General features: G+C 59.9%; 17 protein-coding genes and 1 riboswitch. Of the genes, 10 read left to right on the top strand and 7 right to left on the bottom strand.

What is annotated here, in order from left to right; all coding sequences use genetic code 11:
- Positions 1 to 6 precede the first annotated feature (6 nt).
- Entirely contained in the window at positions 7 to 966 is a 960-nt protein-coding gene (locus AB5Y97_RS13620) for a LysR family transcriptional regulator (protein ID WP_005339232.1), read from the top strand.
- Here AB5Y97_RS13620 and trpS read toward each other — a convergent pair.
- Positions 945 to 1,958, bottom strand: a complete 1,014-nt coding sequence (gene trpS / locus AB5Y97_RS13615) for a tryptophan--tRNA ligase (protein WP_201948114.1) — start codon at positions 1,956 to 1,958, stop codon at positions 945 to 947. The genes AB5Y97_RS13620 and trpS overlap by 22 nt on opposite strands.
- Positions 1,959 to 2,150: 192 nt before the next feature.
- Positions 2,151 to 2,588, bottom strand: coding sequence for a universal stress protein (locus tag AB5Y97_RS13610; RefSeq protein ID WP_005339229.1), 438 nt, complete (start codon positions 2,586 to 2,588; stop codon positions 2,151 to 2,153).
- A gap of 401 nt (positions 2,589 to 2,989) precedes the next feature.
- Between AB5Y97_RS13610 and fabV the strand changes: the two genes are divergently transcribed.
- The 6 genes from fabV (at position 2,990) to AB5Y97_RS13580 (ending at position 9,980) form a co-directional block, all read left to right on the top strand.
- Positions 2,990 to 4,177, top strand: a complete 1,188-nt coding sequence (gene fabV, locus AB5Y97_RS13605) for an enoyl-ACP reductase FabV (protein WP_201948116.1) — start codon at positions 2,990 to 2,992, stop codon at positions 4,175 to 4,177.
- A gap of 92 nt (positions 4,178 to 4,269) precedes the next feature.
- Positions 4,270 to 4,794: a non-heme ferritin gene (gene ftnA / locus AB5Y97_RS13600; RefSeq protein ID WP_201948117.1), complete on the top strand. Its 525-nt coding sequence runs from the start codon at positions 4,270 to 4,272 to the stop codon at positions 4,792 to 4,794.
- 150 nt (positions 4,795 to 4,944) lie between these two features.
- Positions 4,945 to 6,129, top strand: coding sequence for an NAD(P)/FAD-dependent oxidoreductase (locus AB5Y97_RS13595; RefSeq protein ID WP_201948128.1), 1,185 nt, complete (start codon positions 4,945 to 4,947; stop codon positions 6,127 to 6,129).
- An 81-nt stretch (positions 6,130 to 6,210) separates the two neighbouring features.
- The gene (locus AB5Y97_RS13590; protein ID WP_005339222.1) at positions 6,211 to 7,884 is read left to right on the top strand and encodes a sensor histidine kinase; all 1,674 of its coding nucleotides are present in this window, start codon (positions 6,211 to 6,213) and stop codon (positions 7,882 to 7,884) included.
- A 46-nt stretch (positions 7,885 to 7,930) separates the two neighbouring features.
- The gene (locus tag AB5Y97_RS13585) at positions 7,931 to 8,674 is read left to right on the top strand and encodes a LytR/AlgR family response regulator transcription factor (protein ID WP_368158177.1); all 744 of its coding nucleotides are present in this window, start codon (positions 7,931 to 7,933) and stop codon (positions 8,672 to 8,674) included.
- 109 nt (positions 8,675 to 8,783) lie between these two features.
- Complete coding sequence (locus AB5Y97_RS13580) at positions 8,784 to 9,980, top strand: MFS transporter (protein WP_335865803.1); 1,197 nt, start codon at positions 8,784 to 8,786, stop codon at positions 9,978 to 9,980.
- A 73-nt stretch (positions 9,981 to 10,053) separates the two neighbouring features.
- On the opposite strand, the gene AB5Y97_RS13575 is transcribed toward AB5Y97_RS13580, so the two are convergent.
- The 4 genes from AB5Y97_RS13575 to AB5Y97_RS13560 form a co-directional block, all read right to left on the bottom strand.
- Positions 10,054 to 11,178: a 5-(carboxyamino)imidazole ribonucleotide synthase gene (locus AB5Y97_RS13575; RefSeq protein ID WP_368158175.1), complete on the bottom strand. Its 1,125-nt coding sequence runs from the start codon at positions 11,176 to 11,178 to the stop codon at positions 10,054 to 10,056.
- Positions 11,175 to 11,684, bottom strand: a complete 510-nt coding sequence (gene purE / locus AB5Y97_RS13570; protein WP_368158173.1) for a 5-(carboxyamino)imidazole ribonucleotide mutase — start codon at positions 11,682 to 11,684, stop codon at positions 11,175 to 11,177. Before purE ends, AB5Y97_RS13575 begins: the two co-directional genes overlap by 4 nt.
- A gap of 63 nt (positions 11,685 to 11,747) precedes the next feature.
- Positions 11,748 to 12,050, bottom strand: a complete 303-nt coding sequence (locus tag AB5Y97_RS13565; RefSeq protein WP_005321666.1) for a hypothetical protein — start codon at positions 12,048 to 12,050, stop codon at positions 11,748 to 11,750.
- Positions 12,051 to 12,054: 4 nt separating this feature from the next.
- Positions 12,055 to 12,981, bottom strand: coding sequence for a sodium-dependent bicarbonate transport family permease (locus AB5Y97_RS13560; protein ID WP_058059940.1), 927 nt, complete (start codon positions 12,979 to 12,981; stop codon positions 12,055 to 12,057).
- Between the two features lie 109 nt (positions 12,982 to 13,090).
- Here AB5Y97_RS13560 and nhaR point away from each other — a divergent pair, with 109 nt between their 5' ends.
- From nhaR to murI, 3 genes are all read left to right on the top strand, one after another.
- The gene (nhaR, locus tag AB5Y97_RS13555; RefSeq protein ID WP_101531365.1) at positions 13,091 to 13,993 is read left to right on the top strand and encodes a transcriptional activator NhaR; all 903 of its coding nucleotides are present in this window, start codon (positions 13,091 to 13,093) and stop codon (positions 13,991 to 13,993) included.
- 35 nt (positions 13,994 to 14,028) lie between these two features.
- A riboswitch (cobalamin riboswitch) is annotated at positions 14,029 to 14,207 on the top strand.
- Between the two features lie 51 nt (positions 14,208 to 14,258).
- Positions 14,259 to 16,097, top strand: a complete 1,839-nt coding sequence (locus AB5Y97_RS13550; protein ID WP_101531364.1) for a TonB-dependent receptor — start codon at positions 14,259 to 14,261, stop codon at positions 16,095 to 16,097.
- 110 nt (positions 16,098 to 16,207) lie between these two features.
- A complete protein-coding gene (gene murI, locus AB5Y97_RS13545; protein WP_368158170.1) occupies positions 16,208 to 17,020 on the top strand; it encodes a glutamate racemase in 813 nt (270 codons plus the stop codon).
- Positions 17,021 to 17,027: 7 nt separating this feature from the next.
- Here murI and AB5Y97_RS13540 read toward each other — a convergent pair whose 3' ends face one another.
- Positions 17,028 to 17,519, bottom strand: coding sequence for an RNA-binding protein (locus tag AB5Y97_RS13540; RefSeq protein ID WP_005357072.1), 492 nt, complete (start codon positions 17,517 to 17,519; stop codon positions 17,028 to 17,030).
- Between the last annotated feature and the right edge of the window lie 647 nt (positions 17,520 to 18,166).

Here is an 18,166-nt window from a genome sequence, read left to right as displayed (position 1 = left end):
ATATCGATGGATAGCTCGCTCGCCCGTCTCGACCTCAACCTGCTCGCCGTATTCGACATGCTGATGCAGGAGCGCAATGTCACCCGTGCCGCCGAACGGCTGCATCTCTCCCAATCCACTGTCAGTCACGCCTTGGGGCGGCTGCGGGTGGCGCTGGATGACCCGCTGTTCGTGATGAGTCGGCGCGAGATGATGCCGACCGAGCGGGCCAAGGCGCTGGCAGGGCCGGTGCGCCAGGCGCTGGCGATGCTGGAGCAGGGATTGCGGCAGGCCAAAGGGTTTGATCCCGCCACTGCGCGGCGGATTTTCCGTATCGCCACCCCGGGCTCGGTAGAGCACGGGCTGGTGCCGGTGCTGGTGGAGCGGCTCCATCGGCAGGCCCCTCACTGTCGGCTTGAGGTGTGCGAGCTTGCCGACAGCAACTACGAGCGGGAGCTGGAGAAGGGGGAGCTGGATCTGGTGATCGGTTTCGCCGGTGCGAATCACCTCTCACCGCGCTTGTGGCGGGAGGAGTGGTTCAACAACCCGCTGGTCTGCCTGTCGCCCCTTGGCAGCGAATTGCCCGATGTGCTGACTCCGGTCGAGCTGGTGAGCCGTCCCCACATCCACACCTCCAGCTGGGGTCACAGTCAGGCGATGGTGGAGCTCTGGCTGGCCCGCTTCGGGGTGGAGCGGGAGTTGGGCGTACGGTTGCCGAGCTTTATGGCGGTGCCGCCGCTGATGGCGACCGGCCGCTATCTGGTGGTGGTGCCCGAGATGATCGGGCGCCACTTCTGCCGCTACTACCCGCTGCGGATGCACCAGCTCGACCCCGCCATCCCTATCGTCTACCTGATGGCGGGGCACCCGCTGACCGCCCATGACGAGGCGATCGGCTGGTTCAAGAGCCTGTTGCACCAGTTGGTGTTCGACCTCTACGGCGACGATGCACTCGGGACTCCCGCTCAGCGGATGTTGGCGAAGTAGTCGAGCCCCATGGCACTTTTCACCTCCGCCAATACCTCATCGGTGATGATGCGAGCCTGCTCGGTGCCTTGATAGAGCAGCTCCAGCAGCATCTTCTTGTCGGCAATGGCCGCGGCCCGGCGCTCTCGCATCGGGGCGAGCAGGGTTTGCAGGCAGTCATTCAGCACCTGTTTGCAGCGCATGTCCCCCAGCCCGCCGCGCCGGTAGTGGGCCTTCATCTCGGCGACCAGCGCCTTGTCGGGGTGGAAGGCATCGAGATAGGCGAACACCGTATTTCCCTCCACCTGACCGGGATCGCTCACCTTGAGGTGGTTGGGGTCGGTATACATGGCGAACACCGCCTGTTTGACCTCTTCCGCCGACATGCCGAGCTCGATGGTGTTGCCGAGAGACTTGGACATCTTGGCCTTGCCGTCGATGCCGGGCAGGCGGCCGGTGTCACTCAGGATCGGTTGGCATTCGGTCAGCACCTCTTTGCCTACCAGAGAGTTGAAGCGGCGGACGATCTCGTTGGTCTGCTCCAGCATCGGCAGCTGATCTTCCCCGACCGGCACATGGCTGGCGCGAAAGGCGGTGATGTCGGCGGCCTGACTCACCGGATAGACCAGAAAACCGGCCGGCAGCGTGCGCTCGAACCCTTTCTGCTGGATCTCCGCCTTGACGGTGGGGTTGCGCTCCAGCCGGGCGACGCTGACCAGATTGAGGTAGTAACAGGTGAGTTCGGCGAGGGCGGGCAGGGCGCTCTGCAGGCAGAAGGTGGTCTTGGCCGGGTCGAGGCCGACCGCCAGATAGTCGGCCATCACTTCCAGCACGTTGTTGGTCACCTTGGCCGGATTGTGGCCGTTGTCGGTCAGCGCCTGCAGATCGGCGATCATCACGAATTGGCGGTAGTGGTGCTGAGCTTCGACGCGCTGGCGCAGGGAGCCGACATAGTGGCCGATGTGCAGTTTGCCGGTGGGACGATCGCCAGTCAGGATTACGGGGTTGTGCATGTCACTCTCTCCAGTTGGGTGAGCCGGGAGGCGACAAAGGGATAAAAACAGTTGACCGCCTCTCGGCGGTCACGGTGTTTTCTTTGGGAAATTTACAATAGAAACGCGGTGCCGCCTGTTTAGGAGCAGCACCACCAGTAGTTGTGATTGAATGCGGTCATGTTCATAGCAAATCAAACTACGCCGGTTTCATTACTTCTGCAAGGGGACGACCAGCAGATCGCAGGGCACTGTATTCATCAGCTGACGGGCGCTGGAGGTGAGCAGACTCCAGAAACTCTGGCGATGGCCGCACACCAGCAGGTCGATCTCGTACTCCTTGACCGCCTGATTGACCCGCTCGCTCAGATCGCCGCAGATCACCAGCTTCTTCTCGATGGGGTAGTCCACCGAAGCGAGGAAGGCCTCCAGCTTCTCTTTCGCTTCGGCGATCACCTGATCCTGCACGTTGTCGATATCGATATCGATCATCTCGGTGTAGAGATCCTTGAGGTCCACATCGACATGGATAACCGACAGCTTGGCGCCGTTGGAGCGGGCTCTGTCCACCGCCTTGTCGATCACCTTGCGGTTATCCTCAGAGAGGTCGATCGCGGCCAGAATATGCTTGTAATAGGTTGTTCCACTCATGGGGGTTCTCCTTACCGATCCTTCAGCCCACTATACCAATCTCTGCTGAAACTAAAATGGTGCCTCAGGCACAGTTTTGGGATTTAAATGAGTTTAATGACGTGTGACACAGGGTCAGCCACTCAGTTATTAACCACTATTTGCCTATAAATTAAACAAGAGTTTGACGCCGGTCACACCCCCCGGCTTGCCGATCAGAGGGGAGAGGCATAGGATGGGCCCGTGCTTCGCAATGAACACAAAACAACAAAAAGCATCTGAATACCGCTTTGGGGAGCCACGTGCTCCCTTTTGTTTTTCTGCCTCAATTCCCGCGGCTTTTCTGACTGATAGCGATCCGGCATCAAGTTAATCTCCTTCGATTTGGTTATGCTGTAGCCAGTTTCTTTGGAGGCCTTCCCATGATCATTCATCCCCAGATTCAAGGTTGTGTTGCCCGCAACTGTCACCCCATCGGCTGTCGCGCCGCCGTGCAGCAGCAGATCGAACGCATCAAGGCCGCTGGCCCGTTCAACGGCCCCAAGCGGGTGCTGGTGCTGGGTGCCTCCTCCGGGTTTGGACTGGCGTCGCGCATTGCACTGGCCTTTGGTGCCGGTGCCGACACCATCGGCATCTCGTTTGAGCGCGGCCCTTCCGACAAAGGATTGGGCAGCGCCGGTTGGTACAACAACATCTGGTTTCGCAAGGAGGCGGAGCAGGAGGGGCGTATCGCCATCAACCTGATTGGTGATGCCTTCTCCGACGGGATGCGCCAGCAGGCCATCGAGACCATCCGCCAGCAGCTGGGGCAGGTGGATCTGGTGATCTATTCGCTCGCGAGCGGCATCCGGGTGCTGCCCGACGGTACGCAAGTGCGCTCTGTGCTCAAGACCACCGGCCAGCCATTCAGCGGTTGGGGGCTGGATCTGGAGCGCGATGCTCTGGTGCAGCAGTCGCTGGCGCCCGCCACGCCGGAGGAGATCCGCGATACCGTCACCGTGATGGGGGGCGAGGATTGGCAGCTCTGGATGCAGGCGTTGCAGCAGGCCGGTTGTCTCGCTCCCGGCGCGCAAACCGTGGCCTACTCCTACATTGGCCCCGAATCCACCTATCCCCTCTATCGGGATGGCACCATCGGTTATGCCAAGGAGCATCTGCACGCCACCGCCGAGACCATCAACCTGCAACTGGCCGAGATTGGCGGCCATGCCTGGGTGTCGGTCTGCAAGGCGCTGGTGACGAAGGCGAGCGCCTATATCCCGGTGCTGCCGGTCTATCTGGGCCTGCTGATGGGGGTAATGAAGGAGCGTGGTGTGCACGAAGGCTGCATCGAGCAGATGCAGCGACTGTTTGCCGCCAAGATGTACGGGGCCAATGGGGTGGTGGCCGATGGCAACCGGCTGATCCGGATGGATGACCACGAGCTCGACCCGGCCATTCAGGCCGCCGTTTCGGCGCTCTGGCCCAAGGTGACGCCGGACAATTTCCACGGGCTGGGGGACTTTGCTGGGCTGCGGCAGGACTTCATGCAGCTCAACGGCTTCGAGCTGCCGGGTGTCGATTACGCGGCGCCGGTGGATGTCGCCTCCCTTGGCGAGCTGACCCCCTGAGCTGAAAGAAACGGGATCTCCCTCTCGTTGGCGGGTTGATTCGCGGCGGGAGTGTGGCGACAATCGATACCAAATCACTGAGGAGAAACAAGATGCTGGCCCAAGCCATGATCGAGAAGTTGAACGAGCAGATTAACCTGGAGTTCTACTCCTCCAATCTCTATCTGCAGATGAGTGCCTGGTGCGAAGACAAGGGCTTTGAAGGGGCGGCGACCTTCCTGCGTCAGCACGCGGTCGAGGAGCGCCAACACATGGAGCGTCTGTTCACCTACGTGAGCGAGACCGGCGCCATGCCGCGTCTGGGTGCCATCGATGCCCCTCCCCACGAGTTCAAGTCGCTGGGCGACGTGTTCCGTACCACCCTGGAGCACGAGTATCACATCACCAAGTGCATCAATGGTCTGGCCCACGTAGCCTTCACCACCCAGGACTACTCCACCTTCAATTTCCTGCAGTGGTATGTGGCCGAGCAGCATGAAGAGGAGAAGCTGTTCAAGAGCATCGTCGACCGTCTGGGTCTGGTGGGTGAAGATGGCAAAGGCCTCTACTTCATCGACAAGGAGCTGGCCGAACTGGCCAAGGGCGCCCCTGCCAGCATCATGGACAGCAACGCCTGATAGTCGTGGACACTTAGTGTTCAGCCAGTACAATAACGGCCCTTTTAAGGGCCGTTGTTTATTCTGGTGGGCAGTCACCGTTGTGATGTCAGCCAGAGGCAATCACGGTTCTGGCCAGGTGCCGTTTCTATTTTTGATAAGTGAGTGATGATGAAGCAGGTCGATGTGGTGGTGATCGGGGCCGGTGCGGCCGGATTGATGTGTGCGGCGCAGGCGGGCTATCGGGGCCGCTCGGTGCTGGTGCTCGACAATGCCAAGAAGCCGGGCCGCAAGATCCTCATCAGTGGCGGTGGTCGCTGCAACTTCACCAACCATCAGGCTGGCGCTCACGCCTACCTGTCGGAGAATCCCCACTTCAGCAAGTCGGCACTGGCCCGCTACACCCAGCAGGACTTTATCGATCTGGTAGATCGCCACGGGGTCAACTATCACGAACGCACCCTGGGGCAGCTGTTTTGTCTCGAGAGTGCCAAGGATATCGTCGATGTGTTGCTCACCGAGTGTGACTGGGCCGGGGTGACCCTGCAGTTCCAGACCGAAATTCTCACCGTCAGCAAACAGGACGAAGGGTTTGTGTTGACGACCAGCAAGGGTGAGATCGGCTGTCACTCGCTGGTGGTGGCGACCGGCGGTCTCTCCATGCCCAAGCTGGGGGCGACCCCCTATGGCTTCAAGCTGGCGGAGCAGTTCGGCCTCAAGGTGCTGCCGACCCGCGCAGGGCTGGTGCCCTTTACCCTCCATCAGGCCGAGAAAGAGGCGTTCGCCGATCTGGCGGGCATCAGCCTGCCGGTGGCGGTGACCGCCGAGGATGGCACCCGCTTCAAGGAGGCGATGCTGTTCACCCACCGCGGCCTCTCCGGCCCCGTCATCCTGCAGATCTCCTCCTACTGGCACGCCGGCGAGAAGATCCACATCAATTTGCTGCCGGAGCTGGATATTCCGGCTGCCTTGCGCGAGTGGGCGCAGGCTCACCCCGCGCAGGAGCTGAAAACCGTGCTGGGGCGCGAGCTGCCCAAGCGTTTCGTCGACAAGCTGGTGGAGCTGGGTCAGTTGGTCAGCAAGCCGATGCGCCAATACAACGAGCGGGAGCTTGAAGCGGTGGCCAACCTGCTGGGTGACTGGCAGATCCTGCCCAACGGCACCGAGGGGTATCGCACCGCTGAAGTGACTTTGGGTGGCGTCGATACCAACGAGCTCTCCTCCAAGACCATGGAGACGCGCAAGGTGCCCGGCCTCTACTTCATCGGTGAAGTGGTGGATGTGACCGGCTGGCTCGGTGGCTACAACTTCCAGTGGGCCTGGTCCTCCGGCTGGGTGGCCGGTCAGTACTGTTGATGTCGTTGGGGCTGGTTTATCCGGCCCCGATTTATTGGTCAGGGTTATGGTGATCGGTCGGGTTGCCGCAAGGGGGCGCAGATGCTTGAGAATCAGATGATGTTGTTGGCGGTGTTCGAGCGGGCGGCTCTGATGCTGATGACCCTCTTCTTCCTGACCCGCACCCGGCCGTTCCAGCGGCTCTTCCAGAAGCGGGATCACACCCCGGCGGAGCTGGTGCTGGTGGCCTCCATCTTCGGCCTGTTTGCGGTATTCAGTACCTACACCGGCATTCCGGTGGAGGGGGCGCTGATCAACGTGCGGATCATCGCCATCATCTCCGGTGGCATCCTGTTCGGCCCCTGGGTCGGCATTCCGGCCGGGGTCATCTCCGGCCTGCACCGCTATCTCATTGATATGGATGGTCACACTTCCATCCCTTGTCTTATCGCCAGCATCATCGCCGGCCTGCTCGCTACCTGGTTGCACCTGCGCTGTCGAAAGTCGCGGCTCTGGCTCTACGGCATTCTGGCGGGGATGCTGTGCGAAGGGCTGACCATGTTGCTGATCTGGCTGCTGACTGAGCCCCACGAAGTCGGGGTGGAGATCGTTAACCATATCGCCTATCCGATGATCGCCGGGGCGCTCTGCATCGGCCTCATCATCAAGCTGGTGCAGGATCTGGATGACGAGAAGGAGCTGATTGCTGCCAAGCAGGCCAAGCTGGCGCTCGATATCGCCAACAAGACGCTGCCCTTCTTCCAGAACATCGATCGCCACTCCCTCAGTCAGGTGTGCGATGTGATCCGGCGCGACATCAGCGCCGATGCGGTGGCCATCACAGATACCCATGACGTGCTGGCCTATGTCGGGGTGGGCAAGGACTATTACGAGCTGGACGAGCACCACGCCATCAGCGGCATGACCCAGCAGGCGGTGCTGCTCGACCAGATCATCATCAACAACGATCTGCGCCAGTATCACCTCTCCGATTTCCACTCGGTCATCATTATTCCGCTGCGGGAGAACGGCTCGGTGAGCGGCACTCTCAAGATCTATTACCGCCGCACCCACAGCATCACCAGTTCGCTGCGGGAGATGGCGGTGGGCCTCTCCCAGCTCATCTCCACCCAGATGGAGGTGTCGCGCATCGAGCAACTCAAGGAGATGACCCGCAAGGCGGAGTTCACCGCGCTGCAGAGCAAGATCAACCCGCACTTCCTGTTCAATGCCCTCAACGCCATCTCATCCTTGATCCGCATTCGCCCCCAGCAGGCGCGCCAGCTGATCGCCAATCTGGCGGATTACCTGCGCTACAACCTCAACAAGGGGGATGAACTCATCGACATTCAGGAGGAGCTGCAGCAGGTGCGCGACTACGTGGCCATCGAGCAGGCCCGCTTTGGCGACAAGCTGGAGGTGGTGTTCGAGGTGGACGACGTGCACATTCAGGTGCCGAGCCTGCTGTTGCAGCCGCTGGTGGAAAACGCCATCCTGCACGGCATCCAGCCCCGCAGCGCGCCGGGCCGGGTCACCATCGAGGTAAAACAGCTGGCGGGCGGCATCCGGGTATCGGTGCGCGATACCGGTTACGGCATCAGTCAGGCGGTGATCGACGGGGTGGCTGCTGGGCGGGTGGAGAGCCGCAGCATCGGCCTGATGAACGTGCATCAGAGGGTCAAGCTGCTCTATGGTGACGGCCTGCACCTCAAGCGGCTGGAGCCGGGTACCGAGGTGAGTTTCTATCTGCCGGATCAGGAGTCGATGCCATGCTGAGAGCCATCATGGTTGAGGATAAGTGTGTGCCGCGAGAGGTGTTGTCATGCTGAAAGCGATCATTGTGGAAGACGAGTATCTGGCTCGCGAAGAGCTGATCTATCTGGTGAACCAGCACAGCACCATCGAGATAGTGGCGAGTTTTGAGGATGGGCTGGAGGCGTTCAAATACCTGCAGGATCATGAGGTGGATGTGGTGTTTCTGGATATCCAGATCCCCTCCATCGATGGCCTGCTGCTGGCCAAGAACCTGCACAAGTCGAGCCATCCGCCCCACATCGTCTTTGTCACCGCCTACAAGGAATTTGCGGTGGAGGTGTTCGAGCTGGAGGCGTTCGACTACATCCTCAAGCCTTACAACGAGCCGCGCCTCATCAATCTGCTGCAAAAGCTCGAGCATGCGGGCAAGTCGCAGCCAGCCACCACGGGGGAGGCGAACGGTGAGGGGAATAGCCCGCACAATCGCACCGTCAATCTGGTGAAGGGGGAGCGCATCATCGTCACCCCCTGCGAGCAGATCTACTACGCGGAAGCCGACGAGAAGCTTACCTATGTCTACACCCGTGATGACCGCTACGTGATGACCATGACCATCAGCGAGTTTGTCAGCCGGTTGCCTGCCGAGGGGTTCTTCCGTTGCCACCGCTCCTACTGCGTCAACATCAACAAAATCCGCGAAATAGTCCCCTGGTTCAACAGCACCTATCTCATCCGGCTCCATGATCTGCCGTTCGAAGTGCCGGTCAGTCGCAGCAACATCAAGGCGTTCCGTCAGCTGATGCGGCTCTGATTGTCATTCATTCCCGCCGATCTGCATTTCATGCCTTAATCGATCGGCGCGAGCTGCGTCTTGCCTATAGTGGCCTCAATTTCCTTAAGGCCATCGACCGAGACGCATCATGACCAAAGAGATGAATCGTACCCGGTACCTGACTCTGATCGGTACCATCATCACCCAGTTCGCACTGGGTTCTGTCTACACCTGGAGCCTGTTCAACGCCCAGCTCTCCGACAAGCTGGACGAGCCGGTGAGCCAGGTCGCCTTCGCCTTCGGCCTGCTCAGCCTCTCCCTGGCGGTCGCCTCCTCCATGGCGGGCAAGCTGCAGGAGCGATTCGGGGTGCGTAACGTGACCTTGGGCGCCGGCGTGCTGCTCGGCATCGGCTTCTTCCTCACTGCCCATGCCAGCAATCTGGCGATGCTCTACCTCTGCGCGGGCATTCTGGTCGGTTTTGCCGACGGCACCGGCTACCTGATGACCCTCTCCAACTGCGTGAAATGGTTCCCGGAGCGTAAGGGGCTGATCTCCGCCTGTTCCATCGGTGCCTATGGCCTCGGCAGTCTCGGTTTCAAATACATCAACCTGCTGCTGCTCTCCAGCTCCGGCCTTGAGACCACCTTCCAGCTGTGGGGCTTGATTGCGATGTCCATGGTGCTGGTGGGCGGCATGCTGATGAAGGATGCGCCCAAGCAGGCCGCCTCCGTGCAGCAGAGCGAGAGCCGTGACTTCACCCTGGCCGAGGCGATGCGCAAGCCGCAGTACTGGATGCTGGCGCTGATGTTCCTCACCGCCTGCATGAGCGGCCTCTACGTCATCGGTGTGGCCAAAGATATCGGCGAGAAGATGGTGGGTCTGCCTGCTGTAGTCGCCGCCAATGCCGTCGCCATCATCGCCATGGCCAACCTGGGTGGCCGTCTGGTGCTGGGGATCCTCTCCGACAAGATGTCCCGCATCCGGGTTATCACCATCGCCCAGCTGATTACCCTGGCGGGCATGGCGCTGCTGCTGTTCGTGCCGCTCAATGCCAATCTGTTCTTCGTGGCGGTTGCCTGTGTGGCCTTCAGCTTCGGTGGCACCATCACCGTCTACCCCTCGCTGGTGAGCGACTTCTTCGGTCTCAACAACCTGACCAAGAACTACGGTGTCATCTATCTGGGCTTTGGTCTGGGCAGCATCATCGGCTCTATCGTGGCCTCCCTGTTTGGCGGCTTTATGGCGACCTTCCACCTGATCCTGGTGTTGCTGGTGGTGGCGCTGGTGCTCTCCCTCACCATCCGTCTGCCGGCTCCCGTGGCGCTGACCACCGAACGGGTCTGACAAGGCTCCCTGCCATAGCAAGCAAAAACAGAGACCCGGGCCATGCCCGGGTCTTTGCATTTCCGATGCTCGATCAGCGCGGCGCTAGCCCCAGCAGCTGGCGGGCTTTGCGGCAGCTCTCTTCCACCGTTGACCACTCATCACCGGTTACCGTGATATGGCCCATCTTGCGGCCGGGGCGGGGTTCGCCCTTGCCGTAGAGGTGCAGATGCAGGCCGGGCAGCGCCAGCAGGGCGGCCCAGTCGGGGGTGCCGTTCTGCCAGAGATCCCCCAGCAGGTTGATTAACAGGGCGGGGCGCACGGCGATCTGCTCCGGCAGCGGCAGATCGCACAGGGCCCGAACCTGCAGCTCGAACTGGCTGCATGCGGCGTTGTCGAGGCTGGGGTGACCCGAGTTGTGGGGGCGGGGCGCCAGCTCGTTGACCAATAGCCTCCCCTCCACCAGAAAGAACTCCACCGTCAGCACCCCGACGTAATCGAGGGCGGCGATGATGTGTTCGGCGATCCCTTTGGCTTCGCTCTCCAGCGCCGGCACATTGGCCGGGGAGCGGGTCTGGTCGAGAATGCCGCCGCTGTGCCAGTTCTGCACCAGCGGCAGGGCGCTGATGGCGCCGCTCGGGCTACGGGCCAGGGTCAGGGCAAACTCCCCCTCCAGCGCCAGCCGTTTTTCCAGCACGCAGGGCACGCCACTGGCTGTCAGAGCCGTCGCCAGCTCATCCAGATTGTTCACCTGCCACTGTCCCTTGCCGTCGTACCCTTCGCGGGCCGTCTTGAGAATGGCAGGGAAGATTTCGCTGGCCTGTGCGGGGATGGGCTCTTCCGGCAGCAGCGCCAGAGAGGGGGCAACCGGGATATTGGCCCTGCGCAGAAAGGCTTTCTCCTCGCGGCGATCCTGACAGATACGCACCGCGCTGGCGGCCGGGCGCACCGGCTTGTGTTTTTCGAGCAGGGCGAGAGTGGCGGCGGGCACGTTCTCGAACTCGCAGCTGATTGCCTCGCAGCGGCTGGCCAGCTCGTGCAGGGCGGTCGGGTCGTCATAGGGGGCGACAATATGGTGATCGGCGGCGGCACCGGCGATGCTGGCCGGGTCGGGATCCTGCACCACCACTTTGTAGCCGAGGCGGTGGGCGGCCATCACAAAGTAGCGGCCAAGCTGACCGCCGCCGAGCATGCCGAGGGTGGCGGGGGGCAGGATCATGTCGGCTCCTCCAGTTGCAGCGCCAGCACCCGATCTCGCTCGCGGGTGCGGAAGTCGTCGAGCAGCTGCCGGTAGCGGGGGGCGTCGTCATCCCGGGCGACCGAGAGCAGGGAGACCGCGAACAGGGCGGCGTTGGCAGCCCCCGCCTCGCCGATGGCGAAGGTGGCGACCGGCACCCCCTTGGGCATCTGCACGATGGAGAGTAGCGAGTCCATCCCCTTGAGATGTCGGGAGGGGATGGGCACCCCCAGCACCGGCAATGTGGTCTTGGCGGCGACCATACCCGGCAGGTGAGCGGCGCCGCCGGCTCCGGCGATGATGGCGCGCAGGCCGCGCTCGCGGGCACTGGCGGCATACTCGAACAGCAGATCCGGGGTGCGATGGGCCGAGACTACCTGTGCCTCGTAGGGCACGCCGTGCTCCTTGAGGATGCGGGCGGCAGCCTGCAGCACGGGCCAGTCGGAGTCGGAGCCCATTACCAGGCCGATCAGGGGAGGGGTGTTCATCTTTTCTGGTTCCTTGCTGTTAAACGTTTGCTTTTGGTGGGCAAAAAGAGCCGGCAAGCCGGCTCAGAATTTCTCGGGTCGCACGATTTCGACCGGTTGCAGAAAGGCGATCATGGCGTAATCGGGGTAGTAGCGACTCTGCAGGTGGGCCAGCAGCCGCTCCGCCTGCTCCCGGCTGCAGATCGCTTCCAGCCGGATGTTGCCGCTCTCGCTCCAGCTGGCGTTGCGCTCACCATGATCGCCACGACCGCGGGCATCGGTGATGGTGTAGCCGCGCAACCCCTCGCGGGTGAGGGTGCGCAGCAGGGTCGGCTCCAGATTGGCTTCCGTGATGACGGTCAGCAGGGTGCGGGTCTCGGTCTGCATGTGGCTACTCCGTGAAGTGGCGGGCCCAGCTGTGGTAGAGCGGGATCCCCAGCATGATGTTGAACGGGAAGGTGACCCCCAGCACGGCGCTGAGGGACAGCCCCGGGTTGGCCTGGGGCACGGCGATGCGCATGGTGGCCGGCACGGCAATATAGGAGGCGCTGGCCGCCAGGGTGGCCAGCAGGGTCAGGCCGCCGAGAGAGAGGCCCATCAGCTGGCCAGCAGCCAATCCCAGCCCCGCCGAGGCGAGCGGCATCAGCAGGGCGAAGCCGAGCAGGAACAGGCCGTGGCGGCGCAGATCCTGACACTGGCGGGCGACGATCAGGCCCATCTCCAGCAGGAACAGCGCCAGCGCCCCCTTGAACAGGTCGACAAACAGCGGTTTGAGCGGGGCAATTCCGTCCGGCCCGGCCAGATAGCCGATGGCCATGCCGCCCAGCAGCAGGGTCACCCCTTTGCCGAGGAAGGTCTCGTGGGCCAGCATGCGCCAGCGGGTCTCGCGGCTGATGCCGCGGGCCAGCACTATGCCCACCAGAATGGCGGGGATCTCCATCACCGCGAGGAAGACCGAAAGCTGGGATTCAAAGCTGATGCCCCGTTCGGTGAGCCAGTTCACTCCGACCGCGAAGGTAGCGACGCTGACCGAGCCGTAGTGGGCGGCGGTGGCGGCGGCATCCACCCGGTTCATCTTGAGTCGCAGCACGGCAAAGCCGAGCAGGGTCTGCACCACGCCGAGCAGGATCACCAGCGCCAGTTGTGGCAGCAGAGGTTGCAGGGATTGTTGGGCCAGACCGACGCCGCCCTTGAGGCCGATGGCCAGCAGCAGAAAGAGAGAGAGGGTGTCGTAGAGGGCGGGCGGCAGCTTGAGCTCGGAGCGCACCAGACCGGCCAGCAGACCAAACAGAAAGAAGAGTACAACAACGTCCAGCATGATGGTTCGCAGGGCAGTTCAGATAATGGTTGCATGCTAGAGCCCGCAATGTTTCGATAAAATCAGATTCTCGCTGATGGTTGTTCGGTAAAAACTGATAGGGAACGGCATGCTCAACTACAAACAGCTCTACTACTTCTGGCATGTGGCGCGCAGCGGCAGCGTGACGCAGGCCGCCGAACAGCTGCACTTAACGCCGCAGACCATCAGCGGTCAGGTGGCCGAGCTGGAGCAGTCCCTCGGGGTGGCGCTGTTCAACCGGGTGGGGCGGCGTCTGGTGCTGACCGCTGCGGGTCGGCAGGCGCATGAGCAGGCTGGGGCGATTTTCTCGCTCGGCGCCGAGCTGGAGCACACCCTGCGCCACGCCAGTCAGGAGCTGACCATGCAGGTGGGGATCGCCGATTCGGTACCCCGCACCCTGGCGTTCGAGCTGCTGGCTCCCGCCATGGCGCTGGCGACCCCGCTGCGGCTGGTGTGCCACGAAGAGCGGGCCGAGCAGCTGTTCAGCGAACTGGCCCGCCACAAGCTGGATATGGTGCTGATCGATCGCCCGCTCCCTCCCGACAGCGGCGTGCGTGGCTATAACCACGAGTTGGGGCGCAGCCCGCTGGCGCTGTTTGCCAGCCCCGAGCTGGCGGCGCGGGCGCGGGACGGCTTTCCCGCCTCGCTGGAGGGGTTGCCTTTGCTGATCCCCGGAGAGAAGTCTGCCACCCACGATCGGCTGCTGGCGTGGTATCGCCAGCAGGGCATTCATCCCCATCTGGTGGGGCAGTTTGATGACTCCACCCTGATGAAGTCATTCGGCAAGGCGGGGATGGGGATCTTCCCGGCTCCGCTGGCAATGGCTGACGAAATTGGTCGCCTCTACGGGGTGGAGCGAATTGCGACCCTCACCGACGTCACTCTCTCTTACTATCTGGTCTCGGCGGGACGCCATCTCTCCCATCCCGGGGTACAGGCGGTGATGGAGGGGGCCCAGCAGCGGCTGGCAGCGCTGGCGGGTAATAAATAGAAATCTGGATGGCTATACATCCAGCTTTGCTCTGCCTATAATCCTCCCGCTTTGGCGCATCATGCTTAATAGGGAATCCGGTGAGAATCCGGAGCTGGCGCGCAGCGGTAAGGGGGAACGAAGCGACATCAGGGCACTGCCGTCAGGCGGGAAGCCGTCGCCGTAGGCTATCAGCCCCCGAGCCCGAAGACCTGCCAGAGTTCGTATTTCGGGCCGAGAGAAACCGGCCACGAAGTAGATACTTACGCGAACTTAAGGATCTCTCATGTCGAAGAAATTTCTGGCGGCTGCCCTGTTGCCGACGGCGGCGTTTGCCCAAACTACCATCCCCATCAATCCAACTCTGGTCATCACGGCCAACCGCGTGGAACAACCAGTCAGCTCGGTGCTGGCTCCCGTTGTGGTGATCGATCGCGCCGAGATCGAATCTCGTCAGGTGCAGAGTTTGCCTGATTTGCTGAAAACCCTGCCCGGCGTGCAGATGGCGACTCTGGGAGGCCGGGGGCACATCAGCAGCCTGTTTGTCCGCGGAACAAACTCCAACCACTCTCTGGTCTTGATGAATGGTCGTCCGATTGCAGCCATGGTGGCGGGTACGCCTGATCTCAGCCAAATCCCGCTCGGCAATATCGAGCGCATCGAGTATATCCGTGGCCCACGCGCGGCGGTGTATGGTTCCGATGCCATTGGCGGCGTGATCAACCTCATCACCAAAACATCCGCCAAGAATGGCAGCGAGACACACCTGAAGGGCGGTGCTGGGAGCCATGGCTATGGTCAGGGCGAGCTCAGAACGGTTCAGTCATTAGGCCAAAAAACCGATATGAACATGCTGATCGGTTATGAGCGTACCGATGGTTTTGATGTCGTAGCCAATGCCCAGCAGCCGGATCGGGATGGTTTCTCCGGCCGCAATGGTCAAATCGGTTTGAACCACGCTTTTAATGATGCATGGAGCGCGGATTTCAATGCTCAGGGTTATGACAATCTGACAGAAACGGACGACCCCTATCTGTCTGCGGATCAGAGCCGAGTACAGGCTTTCCAATATGATGGTGGTCTCAAATTCCAAAGCGAGACGTTGACCAGCCGATTAGAGGCCAGTTATGGCGAGAACAAGCTGAAGACTTGGCTGGAGACTCAAGGGGAGGGTAGTGGTAAGCCTATTCATACTGGTTTAACCCGCGTCTCCTGGGTTAACAGTTGGAGTGGTATTAAGGGGCTTAACCTGACTGGTGGCGCTGACTGGCAGCGTGAACAGATGAAGTCTGACTCTCGTGGAGAAGATTGGAGTACCGGTGTTCCTGTACCAACCGGTTTTAAGGCTCCAGATCGTGACAATACCGGTCTGTTTGCCGTGGGGAGCTACCGTTGGCAGGCGCTGCTCTGGGAGCTGTCAGGTCGTACCGATGACAACCAGCAATATGGTCGTCACAACACATGGTCTGCCGCCAGCGGGCTGGATATCGATGAGAACCATAATGTCCGGCTGAGTTACGGTACTGGCTTCAAAGCGCCAACCTTTATGGATCTTTACTCTCCGGGTTATGAGAATCCGGCGCTGAAACCAGAAGAGAGCAAGAATCTGGAGCTGGATTTCTACGGTCGTTATACCGGTTGGGACTGGTCAGCAAACTTCTATCGTAACAAAATCCAAAATCTGATTAAGTGCCAAAAAGGTTATATCACCTGCACCAAGGATAATACTGATGCCGATATCGAAGGTATCGAGTTGGCACTTGGTTTGGATACTTGGCTTGTACATCATGACTTCAGCTATGACTACACACGCGCCAAGGACAAAAATGAGAATGATCAGCAACTTTTGCGTCGAGCGAAACACAAAGGTGCCTGGCTGACCAGTTTTACGACAGGTCAAATGACCTGGAGTACAGAGGTGCTATATGTTGGTGAAAGACTTGATGTTGGCAATATTGAATTGAGCCCGTATACCCTTGTGAACTTGGGTACGACTTACGCAGCTACTAATCAGCTGACATTGGGCGGTCGCATCGATAATTTGTTTGATCGCAATTACGAAGTCGCCAAAGGTTATGCATCACCGGGTACCGAGTTCAAAGTGACAGCCGATTATCGCTTCTGATGCTTTATTCGGTTCATCTTTGAAAAACCGAGGCCCTGCCATTGGCAGGGCCTTTTCTATTGGCGGCAGGCGGGAGTATGATCGCCGCCTTGCACCAAAGGGGAGCTCAAGTGGCCAATATTCTCGTGTTTGATTCCGGTATGGGTGGCCTGACCATCTACCGCGAAATCCGCCGCGTTCTGCCGGCACACAACTATTTCTACTGCTTCGACAATGCCAACTTCCCCTATGGTGAATTGAGCGAGCCTGCCCTGATTGCTGCCTGCACCCGCTTGGTGACCACCATGGTGGCCCGTCATCATATCGATCTGGTGGTGATTGCCTGCAATACGGCCAGCACCATAGCGCTGCCCGCCCTGCGTGAGGCGCTGGATATTCCTGTAGTGGGGGTGGTGCCAGCCATCAAGCCTGCCGCAGCACAGACTCGCAACGGTTGTATTGGTCTGCTGGCCACACCGGGCACCGTCAGCCGCGACTATACCCACGAACTGATCGCCCAGTTTGCCCCCGGCAAGCAGGTGCTGCTCAAGGGCACCACCGAGCTGGTCATAGAAGCCGAACACAAGCTGGCGGGCCTACCGGTCAATATGGCGCTACTGCGCGAGGTATTGGCCGATTGGCTGGAGGGGGAAGAAAAGCCGGATACGCTGGTGCTTGGTTGCACTCACTTCCCGCTACTCAATGAAGAGATTGGGCAACTGATGCCGCAATGTCAGCTTATTGACTCGGGCAGTGCCGTTGCCAAACGGGTTGCCTGGTTGCTGAACAATGGCGGGCATGCCATCGTGCAGCCTGTACATCCTGTACATATAGAAGAGGTAATTGCCAGGGCTTACTGTACCCGGCTGGATGGGGAGGCCCAAAAACTGACAGCCCCCTTGCAAGCATGGGGGCTGTCATCATTGGAAGAGGTGAAGTACTGACGAGCGGTTAGGCGTCAGTTTCGCTACCTTCTCTTTCCTCTTTATCACGTTTGTCATTTGCTTCACGCACCTTTAGGGTGCGCTGCTGATACTCTTTGTCATTCAAAGCGGCAATCGCCTTGGCGGCATCGGCGGCGGGCATCTCCACGAAACCGAAACCTCTGCGCTTGCCGGTTGCCTTGTCTTTCATCAACCGCACGGAAATGACCTGGCCCTGTTCGGCAAACAATTCGCGCACTGCGATCTCATTGGCGCGATAGGGCAGGTTGCCTACATATAAGGTGCAAGTCTCCTGATTGGCGATCGACTCGGCAACATTAGCCGGGGTTCGCTTCAGGCACAGCGGTACCACGAAACCGCCGATGGCCAGACCTGCTGCAAAAATCACTTCCGCTTTCAAAGAGAACTGCAGGGCCTGGGCAACCAGGTAGCCAACCACTGCCAATACCAGAGCAAGGATTGCGGCCTGCATATATACGGGAAACTTGGATAAATTCATCTTAAAAGACCTTTTGTAAATGAAAGCAAAAAAGGTGCAACACTATATTCACCTCCATGGTAACCAGCTTTCCTGATTGGCGCTACCATGGACCACTCGGGAGAGGTTATCGGCTCCAGTATGGCATTCCCAAGGTCACTAAAGGCGACATAAATGACGCTAAAATGGGAGTGAAATAACCGGATTGTGGATAACATTGTATATATACACTGAATAAGTTGTTTCTAATTGAATAATTTGAAATTTTCGTGATTTTCTTCAAAAAAAGTCTTGTCATCGCAGCGCCGCTCCCTATAATGCGCCCCTACCAGCACGGCGGAACACGCCGAACTGATGAGCCAGCTTCCTAGCGAAGTGGGCGCCGAAAGAAAGGCGAAAACAATCGCTTGACTTTCGAAGTGAGAAGCGTAATATGCGCCTCCTCAACGCGACAAGCGTGACGCTCTTTAACAATTTGAATCAAGCAATCTGTGTGGGCACTCACAGCATCGAACATCAAAAACAATTTTTGATTTTCAATGTGTGGTGAAGTGACCAAGACGATTTCTTAGTAATAAGAAGTCGAACAGTTTATTTCAGCAATTCATTGAGCCGCTTTTCGAAGCAACCAAACTTAAATTGAAGAGTTTGATCATGGCTCAGATTGA

Source organism: Aeromonas sp. R10-2 (assembly GCF_040908445.1).
GTDB lineage: Bacteria > Pseudomonadota > Gammaproteobacteria > Enterobacterales > Aeromonadaceae > Aeromonas > Aeromonas veronii.
This window is presented reverse-complemented; position numbering and strand designations above follow the sequence as displayed.

Excerpts from the sequence above, each read along its gene's own strand:
- AB5Y97_RS13540 (WP_005357072.1), bottom strand. The coding sequence starts at position 17,519 with ATGAATTTATCCAAGTTTCCCGTATATATGCAGGCCGCAATCCTTGCT.
- AB5Y97_RS13620 (WP_005339232.1), top strand. The coding sequence starts at position 7 with ATGGATAGCTCGCTCGCCCGTCTCGACCTCAACCTGCTCGCCGTATTC.
- AB5Y97_RS13550 (WP_101531364.1), top strand. The coding sequence starts at position 14,259 with ATGTCGAAGAAATTTCTGGCGGCTGCCCTGTTGCCGACGGCGGCGTTT.
- AB5Y97_RS13575 (WP_368158175.1), bottom strand. The coding sequence starts at position 11,178 with ATGATCCTGCCCCCCGCCACCCTCGGCATGCTCGGCGGCGGTCAGCTT.
- purE (WP_368158173.1), bottom strand. The coding sequence starts at position 11,684 with ATGAACACCCCTCCCCTGATCGGCCTGGTAATGGGCTCCGACTCCGAC.
- AB5Y97_RS13590 (WP_005339222.1), top strand. The coding sequence starts at position 6,211 with ATGCTTGAGAATCAGATGATGTTGTTGGCGGTGTTCGAGCGGGCGGCT.
- AB5Y97_RS13560 (WP_058059940.1), bottom strand. The coding sequence starts at position 12,981 with ATGCTGGACGTTGTTGTACTCTTCTTTCTGTTTGGTCTGCTGGCCGGT.
- AB5Y97_RS13595 (WP_201948128.1), top strand. The coding sequence starts at position 4,945 with ATGAAGCAGGTCGATGTGGTGGTGATCGGGGCCGGTGCGGCCGGATTG.
- AB5Y97_RS13580 (WP_335865803.1), top strand. The coding sequence starts at position 8,784 with ATGACCAAAGAGATGAATCGTACCCGGTACCTGACTCTGATCGGTACC.
- trpS (WP_201948114.1), bottom strand. The coding sequence starts at position 1,958 with ATGCACAACCCCGTAATCCTGACTGGCGATCGTCCCACCGGCAAACTG.
- fabV (WP_201948116.1), top strand. The coding sequence starts at position 2,990 with ATGATCATTCATCCCCAGATTCAAGGTTGTGTTGCCCGCAACTGTCAC.
- AB5Y97_RS13565 (WP_005321666.1), bottom strand. The coding sequence starts at position 12,050 with ATGCAGACCGAGACCCGCACCCTGCTGACCGTCATCACGGAAGCCAAT.
- nhaR (WP_101531365.1), top strand. The coding sequence starts at position 13,091 with ATGCTCAACTACAAACAGCTCTACTACTTCTGGCATGTGGCGCGCAGC.
- AB5Y97_RS13610 (WP_005339229.1), bottom strand. The coding sequence starts at position 2,588 with ATGAGTGGAACAACCTATTACAAGCATATTCTGGCCGCGATCGACCTC.
- AB5Y97_RS13585 (WP_368158177.1), top strand. The coding sequence starts at position 7,931 with ATGCTGAAAGCGATCATTGTGGAAGACGAGTATCTGGCTCGCGAAGAG.
- ftnA (WP_201948117.1), top strand. The coding sequence starts at position 4,270 with ATGCTGGCCCAAGCCATGATCGAGAAGTTGAACGAGCAGATTAACCTG.